The organism is Kitasatospora sp. NPDC058190 (genome assembly GCF_042883685.1).
GTDB lineage: Bacteria > Actinomycetota > Actinomycetes > Streptomycetales > Streptomycetaceae > Kitasatospora.
Genome location: NZ_JBHVVI010000020.1, coordinates 73,040 through 92,302 on the forward strand (window position 1 = coordinate 73,040; position 19,263 = coordinate 92,302).

A 19,263-nucleotide genomic window follows, 5' to 3' on the forward strand; every position below is an offset into this window, starting at 1 on the left:
CGAAAGGGCATTCGGGCGGGCTTTGCCTCTGAGGCAAAATTCTTGCCCGTGCGGCACGTGAGGTGTCCACTGGTCACATGACCACCAGCCCCACCGGCACCCCCGCCGCGGGTGACCAGCTCGACGACCAGGAAGTCGCCGGCCTCGCCGCCCGCCTCCGCGAGCACCGGCTCAGCAGCCGGCTCACCCTGGAGGTCGCGGCGGCGCGGGTCGGACTCTCCCCAGCCTATCTGTCCCGGCTGGAAACCGGCCGCCGCCAGCCCTCCCTGCCCGTCCTCCTCGGCCTCGCCCGCGCCTACGGCACCTCGGTCTCCGGGCTGCTCGGCGAGACCATGGCCGAGCCCGACCCGGTGGTCCGCGGCGGCGCCATAGAGCCCGGCCGGGCCGGCGGCTGGGGCTACCGCCGGGCCGGCGCCCCCGGCCGCGCCATGCAGGCCCTGCGGGTGCACGTCCCGCCGGGCGTCCAGGACGCGGTGGTCCGGGTGCACCCCGGCGAGGAGTGGCTGTACGTCCTGCGGGGCGATCTGCGGCTGACCCTCGGCGACCGCGTCCACCACCTCGCCTCCGGCGACTCCGCCCACTACGACTCGCTCACTCCGCACTGCATCGCCGCCGAGTCCGACACCGGCGTCGAACTGCTCTTCATCCACACCCTGCTGCAGAGCCCCGGCGGCGAACTCTGCCTCGGCGGCGGCCCCGCAGCGAACCACTGACCTACCGTCAGACCCCTGGAGGAGATCCCCATGGACGATCCCACCACCATCACCACGACCACGACTGCCGCCGTCGCCGACACCCCCACCGGTCCGAAGACCATGGATGCCGGCAAGTGGGCCAACAAGCGGGTCTACCACCGCCTGGTGATCTACACCGCGGGCATCCACGTCTTCGCCGGGTTCATCATCCTGCTGTTCGAACTGGGCAGCCGCAACAAGTAGTCGGCGCGGAGCAGCGGAGCTTTCCGCTGCTCTCCCGCCGCGGGTCGGGCGATCGGGCGGGGGGTGGCGGATCCCCCCGCCTCATGCCCGGCGCAGCAGATCGCACAGGGCGTCCAGGGCTGCCGGGAAGGCGTGTTCCGGAGGGGTGGCGTAGCCGATCACCAGGGCCGGCGCGGCGGCCTCGTCGGCCGGGGCGGCACGGTGCCAGCCGAGGCCGCTGAGGGCGAGGCCGGCGGCTTCGGCGCGGGCCAGGAGTTCGGGCTCGGGGGTGGAGCCGGGCGGGAGTTGGAGGACGGCGTGCAGGCCGGCGGCGATGCCGGTGACCCGGACGTGCGGGGCGTGCTCGGCGAGGGCGGCGACGAGGCGGTCGCGGCGGCGCCGGTAGTGCAGACGGCAGCGCCGTACGTGCCGGTCGTACGTGCCGGAGGTGATCAGTTCGGCGAGGGTCAGCTGGTCGAGCACCGGGGACATGGTGTCGGCCAGCACCTTCAGCCGGGCGACGGGTTCGACCAGCGCGTCCGGCAGGGCGAGCCAGGCCAGCCGCAGGCCGGGGGCGAGGCTCTTGGCGGCGGTGCCCGCGTACACCACCCGTTCCGGGTCGAGCGCCTGCATCGCGCCGAGCGGCTGCCGGTCGTAGCGGAACTCCCCGTCGTAGTCGTCCTCGATCACGTACCGGCCCTGTTCGCGCGCCCACCGCACCGCGGCCGCCCGCCGGTCGGCGGACAGCGGGGCGCCGGTGGGGTACTGGTGGGCCGGGGTGAGCAGCACGGCGCCGTTGCGGGGGCCGAGGTGCTCGACCTGTGCGCCCTCGCAGTCGAGCGGCAGCGGCGCGGTGGTCAGCCCCGCGGCCCGGACGACGGCGTGTTGCGGCGGCAGTCCGTACTCCTCGACCGCGAGCGAGCGGGCCCCGCGCTCCCGCAGGGCGGCGCAGAGCAGGCCGAGGCCCTGCTGGACGCCGTTGCAGACGAGCAGGTGGTCCGGGTCGGTGCGCACGCCGCGGACCCGGGCCAGGTAGTGGGTGAGGGCTTCCCGCAGTTCGATCCGGCCGAGCGGGCCGCCGTAGCCGAGGGCCTCGTGCGGCGCGGTGGCGAGGGCGCGGCGGGCGGCGGCGAGCCAGGCGGTGCGGGGGAAGAGCGAGAGGTCGGGCCGCCCGGACATCAGGTCGTGCCGGACGGTCCGCCGCCGGGTCTGCGGCCGGGCCGGCCGTACGGCGGGCGAGGGCGCGGCCCGCCGGGCGACGGTGGTGCCGGAGCCCTGCCGGGAGCTGAGCCAGCCCTCCGCGGTGAGCTGGCCGTACGCCTCGACGACGGTGTTGCGGGCGATGCCGAGGTCCTCGCCGAGGGCCCGGGAGGACGGCAGCCGGGTGCCGGGGGCGAGCCGGCCGGCCTGGACGGCTTCCCGCAGGGCGTCCTCCAGGGCGGTCCGCAGCCCGGTGCCGGCGGCGCGCCGCTCGGTGAGGTCCAGGTGCAGGTCGCCGCCGAAGGAGGTCCAGGAGCCGTTCATGGGCTCCATTCTCGCCTGTCGTCGGTCAGTTCCAGGTGGCGCCGGCGGGCTCCTCGACGGTGGTGTTGAGGCGGTTGAAGAAGTTGGTCAGCGCGATCATCAGGATGATCGCGGAGAGCTGCTCCTCGTTGAAGTGGTCGGCGGCGGCGTCCCAGACGTGGTCCGGGACGGCCTTGCCGGTGCGGTCGGCGATCCGGGTGGCGGCCTCGGTGAGTTCGAGGGCGGCGCGCTCCTCGTCGGTGAAGAACGGGGCCTCGCGCCAGGCGGCGACGGCGTGCAGCCGCTCGTGGGTCTCGCCGTGCTTCCTGGCGCCCTGGACGCCCGCGAACACGCAGGCGCCGCAGCCGTTGATCTGGCTGGCGCGCAGGTGGACGAGCTCCAGGATCTGCGGGGAGACACCGCCCTGGGACATGGCCTTGTAGATGTTCTGGATGCCCTTCATGGCGTCCGGCAGGACCAGGGCGGGGTTCTTCATGCGGGCGGTAGCGCGGGCGGTGGTCATCGTGGGCTCCTCGGGGTCGGTTAGCGTCCGTCACTGGTCCGACGGATGCCGACGTGAGGATGTGACAGGTGAGCGAGGAATTTTCCGGGACGGATCTCCTGGCCGATCGCTTCGAGGCCGAGCGCCCCCAACTGCGGTCCGTGGCCTACCGGATGCTCGGGGCGGTGGCCGAGGCCGAGGACGCCGTCCAGGAGGCATGGCTGAAGCTGAACCGCAGCGACGTGAGCGAGGTGAGGAACCTCGGGGCCTGGCTGACCACCGTGGTCGGCCGGGTCTGCCTGGACCAGCTGCGTTCCCGGGCCTCCCGCCGGGAGGACCCGCTGCCCGAGCAGGAGGGGCAGGTACGGCTGCCGGACCCGGTGGTCAGCGGGCTGGCGGCGCTGGACCCGGTGCACGAGATCCTGGTCGCGGACTCGGTCGGGATCGCGCTGATGGTGATCCTGGAGACGCTCTCCCCGGCGGAGCGGGTGGCCTTCGTGCTGCACGACATGTTCGACGTGCCCTTCGACGCGATCGCCGAGGTGCTCGGCCGCACCTCGGCCTCCACCCGCCAGCTGGCCAGCCGGGCCCGCCGCCGGGTGCAGGACGCCACCCCGGCAGCCGACTCCGACACCGCCCGCAAGCGCGAGGTGGTGGAGGCCTTCATGGCTGCCTCCCGGGGCGGTGACTTCGACGCCCTGTTGGCCGTGCTCGACCCCGAGGTGGTGGCTCGTTCCGACGGCGGGACGCTGGTGCCGAGCGTGCTGCGCCGCGGCGCAGCCGACGTCGCCTCGCAGGCGATCACCTTCGCCCGCTTCGCCGCCGCGGGGCGCCTGGTGCTGGTCAACGGCTCGCCCGGGGTGGTCTCCTTCGCCGAGGGCCGCCCGCTGTCGGTCATGTCCTTCACCATCCACGACGGTCGGATCACCGCCATGGACATCCTCACCGACCCGACCCGCCTGGCCGCCCTGGGCCTCACCGCGTAGACGCGGAACGGGCCGTCCGGCAGCCTGCCGGACGGCCCGTCGGACGCGAGGACTCAGATCGACAGGTAGACGGCGCTGCCGACGCCGGCCAGGAAGCAGTAGACGGCGAAGGGCGTCAGGCTGCGGGTCTCGAAGTACTTGGTGAGGAAGCGCACCGAGACGTAGCCCGCGACGAAGGCCGCGACGCTGCCCGCGGCGACGGGGCCGAGGACGGCGGAGTTCTCCGGCTTGAACAGCTCGGGCACCTTGAGCACCGAGGCGGCCAGGATGACCGGGGTGGCGAGCAGGAAGGAGAAGCGGGCGGCGTCCTCGTGGTGCAGTCCGCGCAGGATGCCGGCGCTCATGGTGACGCCGGAGCGGCTGATGCCGGGGAAGAGCGCGAGGATCTGGGCGGCGCCGATCAAGGTGCCCTGGCCGAAGCTGAGCCTGGTCAGCCGGGCGTCGGAGGCGATCGCCGGGTCCAGGCCCGGCTCGTCGATCGGGGCGGCGTGCCCGGCCCGGCGGCGGCCGGTGCCGCCGCGCTTGAGCCGCTCGGCGCCGAGCAGCACGAGCCCGTTGAGGGCGAGGAAGACCGCTGCCGGGACGGGCTTGCCGAGCGCGTGCCGCAGCGCCTTCTCCAGGGCCAGGCCGGCCACTCCGACCGGGATGGTGGAGATGATGAGCAGCCAGGCGAGCTTCTCGTCCCGGGTCTGCACCCGGCGGTGCCGGGCGGAGCTGATCAGGCCGCTGACCACCCGGACCCAGTCCCGCCAGAAGAAGACCACCAGGGCGAGCGCGGTGGCCAGGTGCAGGGCGACCAGGGCGGCGAGGTAGGAGGAGCCGTCGGCGGTCATGTCGAGGTCCTGCTGGATCTTTCCGCCGATCACGGCGGGGAGCAGGATGCTGTGGCCGAGGCTGGAGACCGGGAAGAGTTCCGTCACACCCTGTAGCAGGCCGACGCCTATCGCTTCCGGGTAGGTCAGGGTGGACATCGCGCACCTTCGCTCGGGGGTCTGCGGCCGGCCGATTCCGGGGGCCCCCGCGAAGCTACTACCGGCATGTAGACGCCCGGCAGCCCTGCCGCCAGAAGTTCATCGAGCGTACGTCCGGGCGACACCGGCCCCGAGCCGGCGTACCAGCATCCCGGCCACGGCGCCCGGGACGGCGTCGGCCGGAACCACCTGGTGCACGGCGCCGCCGATCAGCATTCCGGCGGTCGCCGTGAGCGGGGCGCCCACCAGCGGCAGGGTGACGGCGAGGACGGCGGGCAGCAGGGCGCAGGGGCGGCGGGGGCGGTCCGTCGCGGGCGGGGCGGGCATCGTGGGCATCGCTGGCCTCCTGCGGGGGCGAGGGGTCGACAGAGGCCCACGATGCCGCCTGCCGCAGCGTCAGGTTCAAGTCCTTTTCCGCGCCGTCCGGTTCATGCCACCACCTGTTGCCACCCCGGCCCGTCCGCCGGCACCGGCGCGGTCGCGAAGTCGTAGCGCAGCAGCTCCGGCCCGAGGGCCAGCAGGGAGATCGAGGAGGAGCCCCAGATCCGTCCGTCGCCGAAGTCCCGCCGCTGGATCAGCGCGGCGTCCTCGTCCAGCGCCAGCCCGTCACCGGTGATGATCGGCAGCCACGCGCCCCAGGCCCCGGCGGCCGTCCCGTCGGCGGTCGGCTCCGGCCTGGGCGCGGCGGCGAAGCGGGCCCGGAAGTGGTCGGCGCGCGCGGCCATCAGGGTCCGGATCCGTTCGGAGGCGGTGCGGTTGGCGGCCGTCCCCTCCAGTCCGTCGTTGACCACCACGCTGAGGCCGGTGGGCAGTTGGTGCTGTTCCAGCCGTCCGCCGCCCCAGCTGGTGACCCGGGCGCCGTCCGGGCTGACCTGGACGAGGTGGAAGGGGTCGTACGGGGTGAGGTCGAGGTGCCCGATCCCGTCCTGTCGGACGGCGGTGAGCGGCAGTTCGCCGCGGCTGAGCCGGGTGTCGGCGGGGGCGAGCGGGCCGAAGCCGTTCAGCAGGCAGGCGGCGGTGCGCCGGGCCGGGTCGACGGCCAGCCAGGTGCCGCCGGCCGCGAGGTCCAGCCCGCCGAGCAGCCCGGGCCGGTCCGGCCAGTGGTGGTCGGGCGGCAGCCAGCCGCGCCCGAGGTACTCGTCCCGGACGGACAGCAGCAGCACCGGTACCGCCGCCCCCGGCTCGATGCTGACGAACGCCGTGCACACGGTCCCGTCTCCCCCTACTCTCGTCCTGCCGGGGATCCCGGCGGGGACCCCCCTCAGCGATCATCGCACTCCTGTTCGCGCACCGGAAATGGCCCAAGGAACCCGGCGCCGAATGCACCAGGACGGCAGGCCACTGCGCTCCTACGCTGGTAGTCATGACGACGACGAACGAGACCCCGAACACCACCGACGGCCCGGTGCCGGCGCCGGAGCAGCGTCTGGCGATGCCGAGGCTCGCGCCCGACTACTACCAGGCCATGATCGCCGTGGACCGGGCGTCCCGGCAGGGCGTCGACCCGGTGATCGCCGAGCTGGTCAAGGTGCACGCCTCGATGATCAACGGCTGCGCCTTCTGCATCGACATGCACGCCACCGACGCCCGCAAGAACGGCGAGCAGGACCACCGTCTGGTCTCCCTCCCCGCCTGGCGCGAGACCCCCTGGTTCACCGCCCGCGAGCGCGCCGCGCTGGCCCTCACCGAGTCGGTCACCCTGCTGACCCAGGGCCACGTGCCGGACGCGGTGTACCAGGAGGCCGCCGCGCAGTTCGACGAGACCGAACTCGCCCAGCTGATCGCCCTGATCGCCACCATCAACGCCTGGAACCGGATCGGCGTGTCCACCCGCATGAGCCCGGCAGCGAAGTGAGCGGAGCCGAGATGACCACCCAGCAGGACAGGGCCCGGCTGCTCAAGGAACTGCACCGCCCTGGCGAGCCGGTGGTGCTGGCCAACGTCTGGGACGCGGCGAGCGCCCGGCTGGTGGCCGCGGCCGGGGCGAAGGCGGTGGCGACGGCCAGCGCCAGTGTCTCCTGGTCCCTCGGCAGCCCGGACGGCGGCGCCGACCGCGACCAGGTGCTGGCCCGGACCGCCGAGGTGGTCCGCTCGGTCGGCCTGCCGGTCACCGCGGACCTGGAGAGCGGCTACGCGGACACCGCCGCCGGGGTCGGCGAGACCGTCGCCGCGCTGCTCGCCACCGGCGCGGTGGGCGTGAACCTGGAGGACGCCGAGTACGCCCCGGAGCAGGCCGCCGAGCGGATCGCGGCCGCCCGGGCGGCGGCCGGGGCGGCGGGCGTGCACCTGTTCGTCAACGGCCGTACCGACGTGTTCCTGCACGGCCTGGGCGAGCCCGAGGGCCGGCTCGACGAGGCGGTCCGCCGACTGCGGATGTACGTCGAGGCGGGCGCGGACGGCGTGTTCGTCCCCGGCGTGGCCGACCCGGAGACCATCGCCGCCCTGGTCGCGGCCGTCCCGGCCCCGCTGAACGTGCTGGCCGCCCCCGGCTCCCCGTCGGTCGCCGAACTGGCGAAGCTCGGCGTGGCCCGGATCAGCCTGGGCCCCGGCCTGGCCAAGGCGGCGTACGCGGTCGTCCGCCGCGCGGCCGAGGAGGTGTACGCGAGCGGCACGTACACCTCCCTGGACGGCGGACTGACCTACCAGGAGCTCAACGCCCTCTCCGAGGGCTGAGCGGCGGAGGCGACCGGCTGACCGGACGGGGGTCGGTCAGCCGGTCACCGACCATCAGCCGATCTGTCCGCTGAGCCCCGGGTGGGACATCTGGTTGGTGCCGACGGCCTCCACCTCGTGGGCGGGGTGCCCGACCACCGGGAGCTTGCTCGCGGTCTGGAGGGCGATGTCGGCGGGGGACAGGTTGAGACCGTCGGTGAGGCCGCCGGTGGCGTCCGGCGAGCTGGCGGTCTGGGTGGTGGCGGAGGCCGCCGGGGCGGCGAGGGCGAGGCCCGCCATGGTGAGGGCGGCCAGGGTGGCGAGTTTCTTCATGCCCTGCCGAACGACCCGGGCCGCCCCCAGGTAACCGGGTGGCACGGACCGTCACCCTCCGAACACCGTCACCCTCCGAACACCGTCACCGTCCGGACGCCGTCACCGTCCGGACGCCGTCACCGTCCGGACGCCGTCACCGTCCGGACGCCGTCATCCTCTGGACGCTCAGAACCCTCAGGCCGTCACCCACAGCGTCCGCACGCTGTTGCTGACGAACGACCCGATCGGCTCGTTCACCCGCCCCGGCGCCGCCGCCAGCCCCGGGAACCGCGCGAACAGGTGCCGCAGCGCCGTCTCCGCCTCCAGCCGGGCCAGCCCCGAGCCGAGGCAGAAGTGCGGGCCGTGGCCCAGCGACAGGTGCCGGGCGGGCTGCCGGGTCAGGTCGAAGCGGTCGGCGTCCGGGTAGTGCCCGGCGTCGCGTCCGACCGCCGCGTAGGAGGCGAGCAGCGCCTCGCCGCGCCGGATCACCACGTCGCCGACCTCGATGTCCTCGCTCGCGTAGCGCAGCGGGAACTGGCCGACCGGCGAGTCGTGGCGCAGCGTCTCCTCCACCACCGCCGACCACGGCTGCGCGCCGTCCAGGACCAGCCGCAGCTGGTCGGGGTGGGCGAGCAGGGCCCGCACGGCGTTGGTGATCAGGTTGAGCGTGGTCTCGTGCCCGGCCACCAGCATCAGCAGCAGGGTGCCGACGAGTTCGGCCTCGCTGAGCCCCTCCCCGGCCTCCCGGGCGGCGATCAGGTCGGTGGTCAGGTCGTCGCCGGGATCGGCCCGCTTGGCCGCCACCACAGAGGCCAGCAGCGCGTTCAGGTCCCGCTGGGCGGCGACGGCCGCGGCCGGGGTGGCCGAGCTGGAGACCAGGGTGTCGGACAGCGCGTGCAGTTCGTCCTGCTGCTCCACCGCCAGGCCGAGCAGCTCGCCGATCACCTGCATCGGCAGCGGGTAGGCGAAGTGCTCGCGCAGGTCGAACGCGCCCTCCCGCTTCGCCACTTCGGCGAGCGAGTCGAGCAGCGCGACCGTCCGGGCCTCGATCGCGGGCGCCAGCGCGGCTATGCGGCGCGGGGTGAAGGCCTGGCTGACCAGCCCGCGCAGCCGCCGGTGGTCCTCGCCGTCGGCGGTGACCATGCCCGGTACGGTGACGAAGTTGAGCAGCGGCCAGCCCTCCGGCAGCCGCCCCTCCCGGAAGTCCGTCCAGAGCCGGGCGTTCTTGCCGACCCGGGGGTCGGCCAGCAGCGACTGCAGGGTGTCGTGGTGGGTTACCGCCCAGACCACCACCCCACCAGGGAGTTCCACCAGGACCGCTGGGCCGGCTGCCCGGAGTCGGGCGTTCTCTCCGTGCTGGTCGCGGCCGAAGGGGTCGAGCCGGACGGGTTCGGGGCGGGCTCCGGGGGAGCCGTCGGTGGTGTCCATGCGGGCCTCTCGGGGGCGGGCGGGCGGGGCGGGGTGAAGGCGCTGTACAGCACCGGCAGGGCGACCAGCGCCCGCGACCACGGGGACGGCCGCCAGGCCAGTTCGACCGACGGGACGGCGAGTTGGAGGTCCGGCAGGCGGTGCAGCAGGGTCTCGACGGCGGTCTCGACGATGATCCGCGCCGGGTGCTGGGCCGGGCAGACGTGCCGGCCCGCGCCCCAGGCGAGGTGCGCCCGGTTGCCGCCGAGCGAGCCCTGGGCGGCGGAGGCGGTGCCCTGGGCGGCCGGGTCGGCGTTGGCCGCGGCCAGGCCGAGCACCAGCATGTCGCCGGCGCTGATGTACTGGCCGCCGAGCACGGTGTCGCCGGTGGCCCAGCGGCCGGGGAAGTTCTGCGTCGGCGGGTCGCGCCAGAGCACCTCCTCCAGCGCGTCGGAGACGGTCAGCCGTCCACCGGTGAGGGTGGCCCGGAAACGCCGGTCGGTCAGCAGCAGCCGCAGGGTGTTGCCGATCCAGTTGATGCAGGTCTCGTTGCCCGCGACCATCAGCACCACCAGGTGGTGCACCGCCTCCTCGTCGGTCAGCCCGGCCGGGTGGGCGAGCAGCCAGGAGGTGAGGTCGGCGCTGGGCGCGGAGCGGCGGCGGCGCACCAGGTCGGCCAGGATCTCCTGGAACTCCCCGGCGGCGCGCACCGATTCGGGCCCGCTGTCCACGAAGTGGCTGATCAGCTCGATCATCCGCGGTCCGGCCCCGGTGGGCAGGCCGACCAGCTGGGTGGAGACCAGCAGCGGCAGCGCCCGGGCGTACTGGCCGATCAGGTCGGCGGTGCCGTCCGGACCCCAGCTGTCGATCAGGCCGTCGGCGGCGGTCTCGGTGGTCTCGCGCAGCTGCCGGTGGTCGATCTGGGCCAGGGTGTCCGAGACGGCGGCGCGCAGCCGCTGGTGCTCGGCGCCGTCCAGGTTGAGCAGGGTGGGCCGCCAGGCGGTCATCGGCTGGAGCCGCGAGTCGGGGGCGAGCCGGCCCTCGGCGGGTACCCGCCAGTGCCGCGAGTCCTTGGAGAACAGGGCCTCGTTGCGGGTGAGTTCGAGCAGCTCGCCGTAGCCGAGGACGAGCCAGGCCTCCACCCCGGGCTCCAACTCGATCGGCGCGACCGGCCCGTAGCGCTCGCGCAGCCGGGCGTACAGGCCGTGCGGGTCGTCGGCGACGGCCTGCCCGTACAGCGGGGTCAGCGGCACGCCGACCGGCAGCCCGCCGCCGTACGTGGCCGCGCCGTTGGAGACCCCGCCGTACGCCGCGCCGTTCGAGGCGCCGACGTGCGGGCCCCCGCCGTGCGCGACCGGGCAGCCGGCGGCCTGCGGCGGCTCGGGGGCGGTCATCGCTGCAGCTCCAGGAGTGAGCTGCGGTGCAGGTGGTCCACGAAGTCGATCAGCAGGTCGTAGGACTGTCGCCGGTCACGCGCGTCGCAGTAGAGGATCGGCACCTCCGGCAGCACGTCCAGCGCCGAGCGCAGCTCCTCCTCCGGGTAGGTCGGCGTGTCCGGGAAGGTGTTGACCGCCACCGCGAAGGGGATGTGCTGCTCCTCCAGCCGGCCGAGCACGTCGAAGCTCTCGTCCGGCCGCCGCAGGTCGACCATCGCGATGGCACCCAGCGCCCCGCGCGACAGGTCGTCCCACAGCGGCCAGAACCGCTGCTGCCCGGGCGTGCCGAACAGGTACAGCGCGAGCCGGGAGTTGAGCGTGATCCGGCCGAAGTCCAGCGCGACCGTGGTGGTGGTCTTGCCGCTGTGCCCGGTCAGATCGTCCACGCCGCTGCTGGCGGCGGTCATGGTCTCCTCGGTGCGCAGCGGGGTGATCTCGCTGAGCGAGCCGACCAGGGTGGTCTTGCCGACCCCGAACGGGCCGGTGACCAGGATCTTCACCGCGCCCTGCACCGAGGCCGGCAGGTACTGCGGCTCGGCCGGCACGTCGGCGGTGGCTTCAGCGGAGTTGGCGGAGGCCAACGAGCACCTCTTCCAGGAGGGTTGTGGGCAGGCGTTCGGCCTGCGGGACGGGCGGGAGCACCTGCACGGCGCCGAGGTCCCAGAGGTCGCCGACCAGCACCTTGACGACGCCGAGCGGCAGCCCCAGGTGGGCCGCCACCTCGGCGACGGAGAGCAGGCTGTGGCAGAGCCCGAGGATGCGCCGGTGCTCGCGGTTGAGCAGAACGTGCTCGGGCGGTTCCGGGGGGTCGGATAACGCGCTGACCAGGCTCTCGATGGCCAGGTCGGCCCGGGTGGGGCGGCTGCGTCCGCCGGTGATGACGTAGGGCCGGACGGGCCCGTTCACCGGTGGCCCCCCGCCGCGTGGTCGACCCGCGGCGGGCTGGTGAGGTGGGTTCCGATCCGCTCGACCAGGACCTGCATCTGGTACGCGACCAGCCCGGCGTCCACCGCCTCGCTGGTCACCACGGCCAGGTGCGCGCCGGCCCCGGCGGCGACGATGAAGAGGTAGCCGCCGCCGTACTCGATGATGATCTGGCGGGTGGCGCTGCCCGGTCCGCCGAAGCCCGCCGCGACGCCGCGGGCCAGCGACTGCAGTCCGGAGCAGGCGGCGGCGAGCCGTTCGGCGTCCTCGCGGGGGATGCCGGCGCTGCGGCCGATCTCCAGGCCGTCGTTGGAGACGACGACGGCGTGCTGGACCTGCGGGACGGCGATGATGTCGGCGAGCAGCCAGCCGAGATCAGGGGTGGTGGTCATGGAACTCTCCGGAGGGCTGGGGAAGTCGGGGGGACGGGGGGAGCAGGGCGGGAGGGGTCAGTGGGGGCCGGGCGGGGTCTGGGCCCGAGCCTGGGCGGCCGATCGGCCGCTGGCGGTCCCGGCCTGGAACATCGCCATGAACGCCTGCGCGTCCCGGGCCGAGCGGTACGGCGGGGCGGGCGGCGGGGGAGCGGCGTGCTGGGCGGGCCGGTTTGCGCGGTCGCGCCGGTGGCTCCGGCGGGGCAGGGGCGGCGGGGTGTCGCCGGTGGCGGGGGGCCGGCCGGTGGGCGGGGTCTCCACCAGCGGGTGGCCGGCCGTCGGGTGGCCGGCGGGAGCGGCCGGCCGGAAGTCGGGGCTGAACGCCCGGTCGTCCGGCCCGAGGCCGGGGACGGTGGGCGGCAGCGGCTCGGTGAGCAGGGCGTTCGGCAGCAGTATGACGACGCGCACGCCGCCGTACGGTGAGGGCGCCGAGCTGAGGGTGACCCGGAAGCCGTACTGCTCGGCGAGCCGGCCGACGGCGGCCAGGCCCAACTGCGGTACCTCGCCGAGCCGGGAGACCTCCAGGGTGCTGCCGCCGGCGAGCGCGGCGGCGGCCTTGGCGACGGCCTGTTCCGGCATGCCGACGCCGCCGTCGTCGATCTCGATCACCGCGCCGTTGTGCACCGGCATCAGGGTGACGAACACCTGGGTGCTGGGCGGGGAGTAGCGGGTGGCGTTGTCCAGCAGCTCGGCGATGGCGTGGATCAGCGCCTCGGCGGCGGCGCCGACCACCGCGGTCTCGATCCGGCTGCGGACCACCACCCGCTGGAACGGCAGGATCCGCGACTGGGCGCCGCGCACCACGTCCTCCAGCGTGACCGGTTCCGGCCAGTGCCGTCCGGCCCGGGCGCCGCACAGGACGGCCAGGGTCTGGGCCAGCCGCGCCTGTTGGGCGGCGGCGTGGTCGGCCTTGAGCAGGCCTTCCAGCAGGGCCGGGTCGTCGTGGGTGCGTTCCATCTCGTCGAGCAGGGCCTGCTGGTCGTGGGCCATGACGAGGATGCGGCGGGCGACGCTGAGGAAGGCCCGCTGGGTGGAGGCGGTGAGCTCCTGCTCCTGCTGGACGGCGGCCAGGTCGGCGCCCCGGCGGGAGAGTTCGGCGGTCAGCTGGTCCTGGAGCCGGGCGAGTTCCTCCTGCAGCCGGTCGGCCCGGCCGCGGTGGGTGACGGACACGGCGTGGTACCGCGCGGCGGCCACGAGGGCGAGGACGGCGAGTACGCCGGTTGCCGTTACGGACCACTGAGTCATCGTCACGCCGCGAATTCTAGGGTGATGATCCTACGTAGGCATGAACGGATCCCGCCAAGTGACCGGATCTCGTCAATATCGAGTCAATACACCGTCAATCCAGCGTCCTTCGCCCCCGATCGCGGGAGTCCGACGAGGTCCGTCATCGTTCGTCCAGGGTCTTCCGGCCCGGGTCGGCGGTACGGGTGATGGCTGATTCGCGTCCCGGGATGTGAGGGGCGCGTGTGCACGGTGTTGCGGAACGGACGGGGTCCGGTGCGGGAGCAGCGGCGCCACGTCGTCCGGCCGGGACCGGCGCCACCCGTTGCGGCCCCGTGCGGCTCAACCGGTCACGGCCGGACCGGCCGTACCGAGCCGCCGCACCAGTACCAGGGTGCGGTCGTCCGCGACGTCCTGCGCCACGGTGCGCACCAGCCTGCTCGCCGCGCCCCGGGCCAGCTGCTGCTGCGGCCGGTGCGTGCGCACCTCCGGCTCGGCGGCGGCCAGCAGCCGGCCCACCCCCTCGTCCAGGTCCCGGCCCGGCACCTCCACCAGGCCGTCGCTGAACAGCAGCAGCGAGTCGCCGTACCCCAGCCGCCCGGACACCGGCGGGTACGGTGCGCCCGGCACCAGGCCCAGCGCCGGGCCGCCGTGCTCGGAGGGCTGCCAGCCGTTCCTCCGGCAGTACCGCACGGGCGGCGGATGGCCCGCGTTGAACAGCCGGTAGCGGCCGGTCGCCGGGTGCAGCGCCAGGTGGACGGCGGTGGCGAAGTCGTCCTCCCAGCCCATGCGGACCAGGTGGTCGTTGGCGGCCGGCAGGAACGCCTCCGGCGGCACCCGGCCCAGCAGCATCGCGAAGGCGCCCGACAAGTGGGTCGACCGGGCGGCCGCCCGACTGCCCTTGCCCGACACGTCCACCAGCACCAGCTCCAGCAGGTCCTCCTCCGGGCGGTGGGCGCAGAGCAGGAAGTCCCCGGAGAAGGAGGCGCCACCGACCGGGGCCAGCTCGCTGTCGAAGTGCCAGTCCAGCAGCCGCTCCGGGAGGCGGGCCAGCGTCCGGTTGTGCTCGGCCAGCTCCAGCAGCATCGTGTCGCCCTGGGTGCCGCGCAGCCCCAGCCGGTGCCGGAACCGGTTCGCCGCCAGCACCGTCGCCCCCGTCGCGGCCAGCACCACCGTCACCCCCAGCCGCACCCCGCGCGGGTCCTGCACCGCCGCCCCCAGCCCGCTGCCCGCCAGCGCCGCGCACACCAGCACCAGCAGTTGGCCCCGCCGCAGCACCAGCCCGCCACCCACCACCGGCAGCACCAACGCCGACGGCGGCCACCCGTACGGCATCAGGATCGGCAGCACCCCCAGCACCACCGTCACCCCGAGCAGCGCCGCCAGCGCCACCCGCCCCGCCCGTATGTCCCCGTCCAGCAGCCGCCCGTACCACCGCCGCACCCTCGCTGTCAGTGCGGGCATCGGGACCTCCGCCAAACGTGGGCGGTCCCCTGTCATGACCACCGGTCAGCCCGCCACACTAGCCCGTCCACCCCCACTACCCCCCCAACCCCACGCGCCCCGCACCAGAACCCGGCTCACCCACCGGCTGGCTGTGCGCAGGAAGTCGGCCCGCCCGACTTCCTGCGCACAGCCGCCCCTCTCGACTGCGGGCTTTCCGGCTGTCCCGCGCAGGAAGGCGGCGGGCCCGACTTTCCACGGGCTTCCCTGCTCCGCCGGGCTTCCGGACGCTTCGGCGCCAGCCCGGCCCGGGTGTGCGTGGTCCGTCACCCGCCTCGCCCCTCTGGCGCCCCGCTGCCGCGCGAAGCCGGCCGGTTCGACTTCCTCGTACGTGCTCGGTGTCCCCGCTCCGCCCGCTCCGGCCGCGTGGCTGCGGGTGCGCCACCTCGGCCTTGCTGCGATGCCTGCCTTTCCGTGCCTCGCGGCCTCGCGCAGGAAGTCGGCGGGCCCGGCTTCCTACTCCTCCTCCTCCTCCTCCGCCTTCGGCCAGGTGCGGAGGCCGGTGGTGAGGGTGGTGATGAGGCGGTCGTGGGTGGTGGTGAGGTCTTCGGCGAGTTGGAAGGCGCCGGTGATGGAGAGGGAGGCGAAGCCGTGGGCGAGGGAGCGGACGGTGCGGGCGGCGTGGATGGCCTCGGGGCCGTCGAGGCCGTAGGAGCGGAGGACGGCGATGATGACGCCGACGAGGCGGGTGGCCGCGCGGGTGAGGTCGTCGTCGGGCTGGGGGGCCTGGGGGAGGGCGGTGTAGCGGTGCGGGTGTTCGGTGGCGTAGGCCTGGTAGGCGCGAAGAACGGCGGTGACGGCGTCGTCGCCGCTGCGGCCGACCGCGGCCTCGGCGAGCCGGTCGGCCAGTTCCTCGGTGACCCGGACGGCGATCAGCCGGCGCAGTTCGGCCAGGCCTCCGCTGACGTGCTTGTAGAGGGAGGGGGTGGCGACTCCCGCGCGGGCGGCGACGGAGGCCAGGGTGAGGGCCTCGGCGCCCTGCTCGTCGATGAGGGCGAGGGCGTGGTCGACGACCTGGTCCGGGGTCAGTCCTACTCGGGGCATGGGCTCGGTTTCTCCGTACGGCTGCGGTTCGGCGGGCTCGGCGGGATCGGCGGGTTCAGGCGAGCTCGGCGAGGAAGGGCAGCAGGGCGTCGGCGACGGCCTGCGGGTTGTCGGCCATCGGGTAGTGGCCGGACCCCTCGATCATCACCTTCCGGGTGCCGAGCGCCGCGGCCTGACGCTCGGCGACGGCCGCCGGGTCCGGGAAGTCGGGGTCCTTGCTGCCCATCAGGACGAGCGAGGGGCAGCGGACGGCCGCGCACCAGCCGATCGGCGCGGAGTCCCCGGTGACGTGTCCGCGGGTGGCGGTCTTGCGCCCGGGGGTGCGCAGGTCGGCGACCAGCCCGGCCACGTAGGTGTCGAGGTCGGCGGGCCGGGGGCCGGGGAAGGCCATCTTGCGCAGGTAGAAGCCCCAGACGGCGGGCCAGTGGACCATCGCGCTGCCCATGACGGCCATCACGCCGCGCATCAGGGCGTTGGCCTGGTGCTCGACGAAGGCGTCGATCAGCGCGATTCCGGCGACCCGCTGGGGTGCGTCCCCGGCGAGCTTGACCACGGTCGCCCCGGTGTAGGACTGCCCGACCAGGACGGCCCGCTCGATGCCGAGCTGGTCGAGCAGGGCGAGGACGTCGGTGGCGACGGCGGCCGGGCTGTAGTCGTCCCAGACGATCGAGGACTCGCCGAAGCCGCGCACGTCCATGGTGATGACCCGGCGCCCGGCGGTGGCGAGCAGCGGGTGCAGGTGCCGGTAGGCGCGGCGGCTGTCGAGCATTCCGGGGAGCAGGACGACGGGGGTGCCGTCGCCCTGCCGGGTGTCGTCGAAGGCGATCCGGCCGCCGGGGACGTCGAGGTACTGGGTGCTCGGGGTGATGGTGCCGTTCACGGTGGTCCTCCACGGGGTCGGTGCTGCCGATAGCCATAAAGCTATGGCTAATAGCCTTAGCCGTCAACCCCTTCCCCCGGTCTCCCGGGAACGGCTCAGGCCCCCTCGACCCGGAACGGGTCGTGCTCGCTGAGCAGCTTCTCCAGTCGGGCCTGGTCGACCCGGGCGACGGTGTCCGAGGACTCCTGCCGGTCCCGGATCACCTTGGCCAGCGTGAAGGCGGAGGTGACGGTGTAGAGGAGGCCGATCCCGAGGAAGGCCCTGGTCCACCCGCCGACGGGCAGGCAGGCGATCCCGACGGCGAGGGCCGAGCCGGAGATCGCGAACGAGAGGACGGCCTGGACGAAGTACGCGGCCGTGGTGCGTGACTGCATCGGTGCGCTCATGCCGTCAGGATGCGGCGGCGCGGCCGGGCCGCACATGAGTAGGAGTACTCAGATGGGCTGGGCGAACGACGGATCGTTCGTCGGCGTCCGGTCACCTGGCCCCCAGCCGTCCCGGACGGATGGCTTGGAATCAGGGCCTCCTAGGATTAACGTTTGATAACGCAGCGCGGTCGTCAATGCCGTACCCAGACGGCACCGTGCGCCGTCGCCTAATCCCGCCGACCGGCCTCCGGGCAGGTCAGGGAGCCGGGGAACCACGTTCCCTGGGGTGAATCGGCGGGGCCCCGGCCCGGCCGTAGGAGACCTTCCTGCTCCGAACCCGTCAGCTAACCCGGTAGGCGCGAAGGAAGGAAAGGAGCGCGCCTCCGTGGCGTCGACGCACACCCCGGCACACCCGGCCGGCCCCGCAGCCGGTACCCAGCTCCTCGACCCCCCCGGCCCGGACGGAACCGAGTCGCTCGGCACCGACGACTTCGCCCCGGAGGCCGAGGCCAACCGCCACCGGATGCCGCGTCAGACCCGCGGGGCCTCCCCGCTGCTCGGCGTCACCGCCGTCGCCGCCACCCTGGGTGCCACCGGTTTCGCCTCCGCCACCCCGGCCGCCGCGCCCGCCGTCGAGGCCGCGGACGAGGCCCCGGTCACCCTCGCCGCCGACCCCGGCCTCGCGCTCGCCGCCCGCATCCAGCAGCAGGCCGACAGCCAGCGCACCGCCGCCGAGGAGAGCGCCCGCCTGCAGGCCGCGCAGGAGGCCGAGGCGAAGGCCGCCACCAAGGAGGCCGACGCCAAGCGCGCCGCCGACGAGGCCGAGCGCGCCAAGGCCGCCGCCCTCACCCTGCCGGTGAAGGACTACAACCTCTCCGCCCACTACGGCCAGAGCGCCCGCTACTGGGCCCACCTGCACACCGGGCTGGACTTCGCCGCCGACACCGGCACCCCGGTCTACGCGGTGGGCCAGGGCACCATCACCTCGGCCGGCTGGTCCGGCGCGTACGGCTACCGGATCGTCGAGACCCTGCCCGACGGCACCGAGATCTGGTACTGCCACCTCTCCTCGATCATCAAGGGCTCCGGTGCGGTCGGTTCCGGCCAGCAGATCGGCAAGGTCGGCGCGACCGGCAACGTCACCGGCCCGCACCTGCACTTGGAGGTCCGCCCGGGCGGCGGCGCCCCGGTCGACCCGGAGACCTGGCTCCAGCAGCGCGGCCTCACCCCCTGACGGGAGCCCCCGACGAGAACCGGGAGCCCTGACGCGACGCCCGAGGGCCCCGGACACCCGGGGCCCTCGGCCGATCACTGCGCCGACTCCGCCGGCAGCTGCGCCAGGTAGGCGTCGATCTCCTCCGCCCCCGGCTCCGGCGCGAGCTCCGGGAACTCCTCGACCAGCAGCCGCGGCAGCCCCGGCACCGTCCACTCGCCGATCAGGTCGAGCGCCACCTCGGCCGCCGCCGTCTCGAACTCCCCGAAGTCCCCGGCCAGTTCGTCCGGCATCGGCCGTCCCAGCGCGTTCAGCTCGGCCAGGTTGCGGTAGCTGCGCCGCATCAGGCCCTGTTCCAGCAGCCGCCGCGCGCCGTCGGTGGCCATGCCGACCGACAGCACCCGGCCCGGTCCCCAGCCCTGCTCGTCCGGTTCGTCCAGCCAGCCGGTCGGCACCAGCGCCTCGAACCCGGCCAGCCGCTCCTCCTCGCCGAGCCCGGCGAAGCCGGCCAGCCAGTCCCGCACCGCCGCCCCGTCCGTGGTGTCCACCCCGTGGGCGTGCAGCAGCACCGCGTACAGCCGCGGCCAGGTGACCAGGTCGGCGCGGCGCAGCAGTCCGGCCGCGACCTCGCCCTGCCACTCGGCCTCGGCGTGCAGCCGCTCCTGGCGCTTGGCGTTGAGCCGCTTCGCCGCCCGCTGGTGGTCGACCAGCAGCCGTACGGCGTCGCCGTACGCGAGCGGGTCCGCTTCCGGGGCGGGTTGGACGTAGAGGTGGAGCCGCTCGTACAGCAGGTGCTCCACCGCGTTGGAGGTCAGTTCGGGCCAGCCGTCGTGCATCCTGCCCTCGCCCAGTTCCAGCAGCGCCAGCACCGTGCGCAGCGGCTCCTCGGCCACCGGCGCGCGGTCCTGCTCGGCCGCCCAGTCGAGCAGGTCGGCGGCCCTGGTGCGCGGGGCGAGCCGCAGGTCTTCGTCGTTCATGTTCCGAACG

The 19,263-nt window shown here is 74.3% G+C and carries 23 protein-coding genes and 1 riboswitch; of the genes, 6 read left to right on the plus strand and 17 right to left on the minus strand.

Translation table 11 applies throughout. From position 1 onward, the window contains the following. The first annotated feature begins 77 nt into the window (after window positions 1-77). Together ACFVWU_RS12585 and ACFVWU_RS12590 are read left to right on the plus strand one after the other, a co-directional pair. A complete protein-coding gene (locus ACFVWU_RS12585) occupies window positions 78-713 on the plus strand; it encodes a helix-turn-helix domain-containing protein (protein WP_387618788.1) in 636 nt (211 codons plus the stop codon). A gap of 30 nt (window positions 714-743) precedes the next feature. After that, window positions 744-938 (plus strand): DUF6126 family protein, encoded by a 195-nt coding sequence (locus tag ACFVWU_RS12590; RefSeq protein ID WP_387618792.1) that lies wholly within the window; start codon window positions 744-746, stop codon window positions 936-938. An 81-nt stretch (window positions 939-1,019) separates the two neighbouring features. Here ACFVWU_RS12590 and ACFVWU_RS12595 read toward each other — a convergent pair whose 3' ends face one another. Together ACFVWU_RS12595 and ACFVWU_RS12600 are read right to left on the minus strand one after the other, a co-directional pair. Next, window positions 1,020-2,441, minus strand: coding sequence for a PLP-dependent aminotransferase family protein (locus tag ACFVWU_RS12595; protein WP_387618795.1), 1,422 nt, complete (start codon window positions 2,439-2,441; stop codon window positions 1,020-1,022). A 25-nt stretch (window positions 2,442-2,466) separates the two neighbouring features. Next, a complete protein-coding gene (locus ACFVWU_RS12600; protein WP_387618797.1) occupies window positions 2,467-2,943 on the minus strand; it encodes a carboxymuconolactone decarboxylase family protein in 477 nt (158 codons plus the stop codon). A 68-nt stretch (window positions 2,944-3,011) separates the two neighbouring features. Here ACFVWU_RS12600 and sigJ point away from each other — a divergent pair, with 68 nt between their 5' ends. After that, complete coding sequence (gene sigJ / locus ACFVWU_RS12605; protein ID WP_387618800.1) at window positions 3,012-3,908, plus strand: RNA polymerase sigma factor SigJ; 897 nt, start codon at window positions 3,012-3,014, stop codon at window positions 3,906-3,908. A 53-nt stretch (window positions 3,909-3,961) separates the two neighbouring features. Here sigJ and ACFVWU_RS12610 read toward each other — a convergent pair whose 3' ends face one another. From ACFVWU_RS12610 to ACFVWU_RS12620, 3 genes are all read right to left on the minus strand, one after another. Next, the gene (locus tag ACFVWU_RS12610; protein ID WP_387618803.1) at window positions 3,962-4,879 is read right to left on the minus strand and encodes an undecaprenyl-diphosphate phosphatase; all 918 of its coding nucleotides are present in this window, start codon (window positions 4,877-4,879) and stop codon (window positions 3,962-3,964) included. Between the two features lie 99 nt (window positions 4,880-4,978). Continuing rightward, complete coding sequence (locus tag ACFVWU_RS12615; protein WP_387618806.1) at window positions 4,979-5,215, minus strand: hypothetical protein; 237 nt, start codon at window positions 5,213-5,215, stop codon at window positions 4,979-4,981. Between the two features lie 92 nt (window positions 5,216-5,307). Further along, complete coding sequence (locus tag ACFVWU_RS12620) at window positions 5,308-6,087, minus strand: NRDE family protein (RefSeq protein ID WP_387618808.1); 780 nt, start codon at window positions 6,085-6,087, stop codon at window positions 5,308-5,310. A gap of 155 nt (window positions 6,088-6,242) precedes the next feature. Between ACFVWU_RS12620 and ACFVWU_RS12625 the strand changes: the two genes are divergently transcribed. Beyond that, a complete protein-coding gene (locus ACFVWU_RS12625) occupies window positions 6,243-6,734 on the plus strand; it encodes a carboxymuconolactone decarboxylase family protein (protein WP_387618811.1) in 492 nt (163 codons plus the stop codon). 11 nt (window positions 6,735-6,745) lie between these two features. Further along, a complete protein-coding gene (locus ACFVWU_RS12630) occupies window positions 6,746-7,552 on the plus strand; it encodes an isocitrate lyase/phosphoenolpyruvate mutase family protein (protein WP_387618813.1) in 807 nt (268 codons plus the stop codon). Between the two features lie 54 nt (window positions 7,553-7,606). On the opposite strand, the gene ACFVWU_RS12635 is transcribed toward ACFVWU_RS12630, so the two are convergent. From ACFVWU_RS12635 to ACFVWU_RS12685, 11 genes are all read right to left on the minus strand, one after another. Beyond that, on the minus strand, window positions 7,607-7,909 hold the full coding sequence (locus ACFVWU_RS12635; protein WP_387618816.1) for a hypothetical protein: 303 nt from the start codon (window positions 7,907-7,909) through the stop codon (window positions 7,607-7,609). 132 nt (window positions 7,910-8,041) lie between these two features. Next, complete coding sequence (locus ACFVWU_RS12640; RefSeq protein WP_387618819.1) at window positions 8,042-9,136, minus strand: cytochrome P450; 1,095 nt, start codon at window positions 9,134-9,136, stop codon at window positions 8,042-8,044. Continuing rightward, window positions 9,121-10,647 carry a cytochrome P450 gene (locus ACFVWU_RS12645; protein WP_387618822.1) on the minus strand — a complete coding sequence of 509 codons (1,527 nt, stop codon included), beginning with the start codon at window positions 10,645-10,647 and terminating at the stop codon, window positions 9,121-9,123. The genes ACFVWU_RS12640 and ACFVWU_RS12645 overlap by 16 nt, the downstream gene beginning before the upstream one ends. Continuing rightward, window positions 10,644-11,270: an ATP/GTP-binding protein gene (locus tag ACFVWU_RS12650; protein WP_387618825.1), complete on the minus strand. Its 627-nt coding sequence runs from the start codon at window positions 11,268-11,270 to the stop codon at window positions 10,644-10,646. The genes ACFVWU_RS12645 and ACFVWU_RS12650 overlap by 4 nt, the downstream gene beginning before the upstream one ends. After that, window positions 11,248-11,595 carry a DUF742 domain-containing protein gene (locus tag ACFVWU_RS12655; protein ID WP_387618827.1) on the minus strand — a complete coding sequence of 116 codons (348 nt, stop codon included), beginning with the start codon at window positions 11,593-11,595 and terminating at the stop codon, window positions 11,248-11,250. The genes ACFVWU_RS12650 and ACFVWU_RS12655 overlap by 23 nt, the downstream gene beginning before the upstream one ends. Continuing rightward, window positions 11,592-12,005, minus strand: coding sequence for a roadblock/LC7 domain-containing protein (locus tag ACFVWU_RS12660; RefSeq protein WP_387618830.1), 414 nt, complete (start codon window positions 12,003-12,005; stop codon window positions 11,592-11,594). The genes ACFVWU_RS12655 and ACFVWU_RS12660 overlap by 4 nt, the downstream gene beginning before the upstream one ends. 57 nt (window positions 12,006-12,062) lie before the next feature. Beyond that, the gene (locus tag ACFVWU_RS12665) at window positions 12,063-13,289 is read right to left on the minus strand and encodes a sensor histidine kinase (protein ID WP_387618878.1); all 1,227 of its coding nucleotides are present in this window, start codon (window positions 13,287-13,289) and stop codon (window positions 12,063-12,065) included. Window positions 13,290-13,610: 321 nt separating this feature from the next. Beyond that, window positions 13,611-14,732, minus strand: coding sequence for a PP2C family protein-serine/threonine phosphatase (locus tag ACFVWU_RS12670; RefSeq protein ID WP_387618832.1), 1,122 nt, complete (start codon window positions 14,730-14,732; stop codon window positions 13,611-13,613). Between the two features lie 495 nt (window positions 14,733-15,227). After that, the gene (locus tag ACFVWU_RS12675) at window positions 15,228-15,815 is read right to left on the minus strand and encodes a TetR/AcrR family transcriptional regulator (protein WP_387618834.1); all 588 of its coding nucleotides are present in this window, start codon (window positions 15,813-15,815) and stop codon (window positions 15,228-15,230) included. A 55-nt stretch (window positions 15,816-15,870) separates the two neighbouring features. Further along, window positions 15,871-16,695: an alpha/beta fold hydrolase gene (locus tag ACFVWU_RS12680; RefSeq protein ID WP_387618837.1), complete on the minus strand. Its 825-nt coding sequence runs from the start codon at window positions 16,693-16,695 to the stop codon at window positions 15,871-15,873. Between the two features lie 95 nt (window positions 16,696-16,790). Continuing rightward, a complete protein-coding gene (locus tag ACFVWU_RS12685; protein ID WP_387618840.1) occupies window positions 16,791-17,081 on the minus strand; it encodes a YiaA/YiaB family inner membrane protein in 291 nt (96 codons plus the stop codon). Window positions 17,082-17,277: 196 nt separating this feature from the next. Beyond that, window positions 17,278-17,436: riboswitch (cyclic di-AMP (ydaO/yuaA leader) on the plus strand. 12 nt (window positions 17,437-17,448) lie between these two features. On the opposite strand from ACFVWU_RS12685, the gene ACFVWU_RS12690 reads away from it, so the two are divergent. Next, window positions 17,449-18,297 (plus strand): M23 family metallopeptidase, encoded by an 849-nt coding sequence (locus ACFVWU_RS12690; protein ID WP_387618843.1) that lies wholly within the window; start codon window positions 17,449-17,451, stop codon window positions 18,295-18,297. 74 nt (window positions 18,298-18,371) lie between these two features. Here ACFVWU_RS12690 and ACFVWU_RS12695 read toward each other — a convergent pair whose 3' ends face one another. Continuing rightward, entirely contained in the window at window positions 18,372-19,253 is an 882-nt protein-coding gene (locus ACFVWU_RS12695) for a hypothetical protein (RefSeq protein ID WP_387618846.1), read from the minus strand. Between the last annotated feature and the right edge of the window lie 10 nt (window positions 19,254-19,263).

Bases quoted from the DNA above. Each gene is read 5' to 3' on its own strand.
- ACFVWU_RS12585 (WP_387618788.1), top strand. From the start codon at position 78: ATGACCACCAGCCCCACCGGCACCCCCGCCGCGGGTGACCAGCTCGAC.
- ACFVWU_RS12590 (WP_387618792.1), top strand. From the start codon at position 744: ATGGACGATCCCACCACCATCACCACGACCACGACTGCCGCCGTCGCC.
- ACFVWU_RS12595 (WP_387618795.1), bottom strand. From the start codon at position 2,441: ATGAACGGCTCCTGGACCTCCTTCGGCGGCGACCTGCACCTGGACCTC.
- ACFVWU_RS12600 (WP_387618797.1), bottom strand. From the start codon at position 2,943: ATGACCACCGCCCGCGCTACCGCCCGCATGAAGAACCCCGCCCTGGTC.
- ACFVWU_RS12610 (WP_387618803.1), bottom strand. From the start codon at position 4,879: ATGTCCACCCTGACCTACCCGGAAGCGATAGGCGTCGGCCTGCTACAG.
- ACFVWU_RS12615 (WP_387618806.1), bottom strand. From the start codon at position 5,215: ATGCCCACGATGCCCGCCCCGCCCGCGACGGACCGCCCCCGCCGCCCC.
- ACFVWU_RS12625 (WP_387618811.1), top strand. From the start codon at position 6,243: ATGACGACGACGAACGAGACCCCGAACACCACCGACGGCCCGGTGCCG.
- ACFVWU_RS12630 (WP_387618813.1), top strand. From the start codon at position 6,746: ATGACCACCCAGCAGGACAGGGCCCGGCTGCTCAAGGAACTGCACCGC.
- ACFVWU_RS12645 (WP_387618822.1), bottom strand. From the start codon at position 10,647: ATGACCGCCCCCGAGCCGCCGCAGGCCGCCGGCTGCCCGGTCGCGCAC.
- ACFVWU_RS12660 (WP_387618830.1), bottom strand. From the start codon at position 12,005: ATGACCACCACCCCTGATCTCGGCTGGCTGCTCGCCGACATCATCGCC.
- ACFVWU_RS12665 (WP_387618878.1), bottom strand. From the start codon at position 13,289: ATGACTCAGTGGTCCGTAACGGCAACCGGCGTACTCGCCGTCCTCGCC.
- ACFVWU_RS12670 (WP_387618832.1), bottom strand. From the start codon at position 14,732: ATGCCCGCACTGACAGCGAGGGTGCGGCGGTGGTACGGGCGGCTGCTG.
- ACFVWU_RS12675 (WP_387618834.1), bottom strand. From the start codon at position 15,815: ATGCCCCGAGTAGGACTGACCCCGGACCAGGTCGTCGACCACGCCCTC.
- ACFVWU_RS12685 (WP_387618840.1), bottom strand. From the start codon at position 17,081: ATGAGCGCACCGATGCAGTCACGCACCACGGCCGCGTACTTCGTCCAG.
- ACFVWU_RS12695 (WP_387618846.1), bottom strand. From the start codon at position 19,253: ATGAACGACGAAGACCTGCGGCTCGCCCCGCGCACCAGGGCCGCCGAC.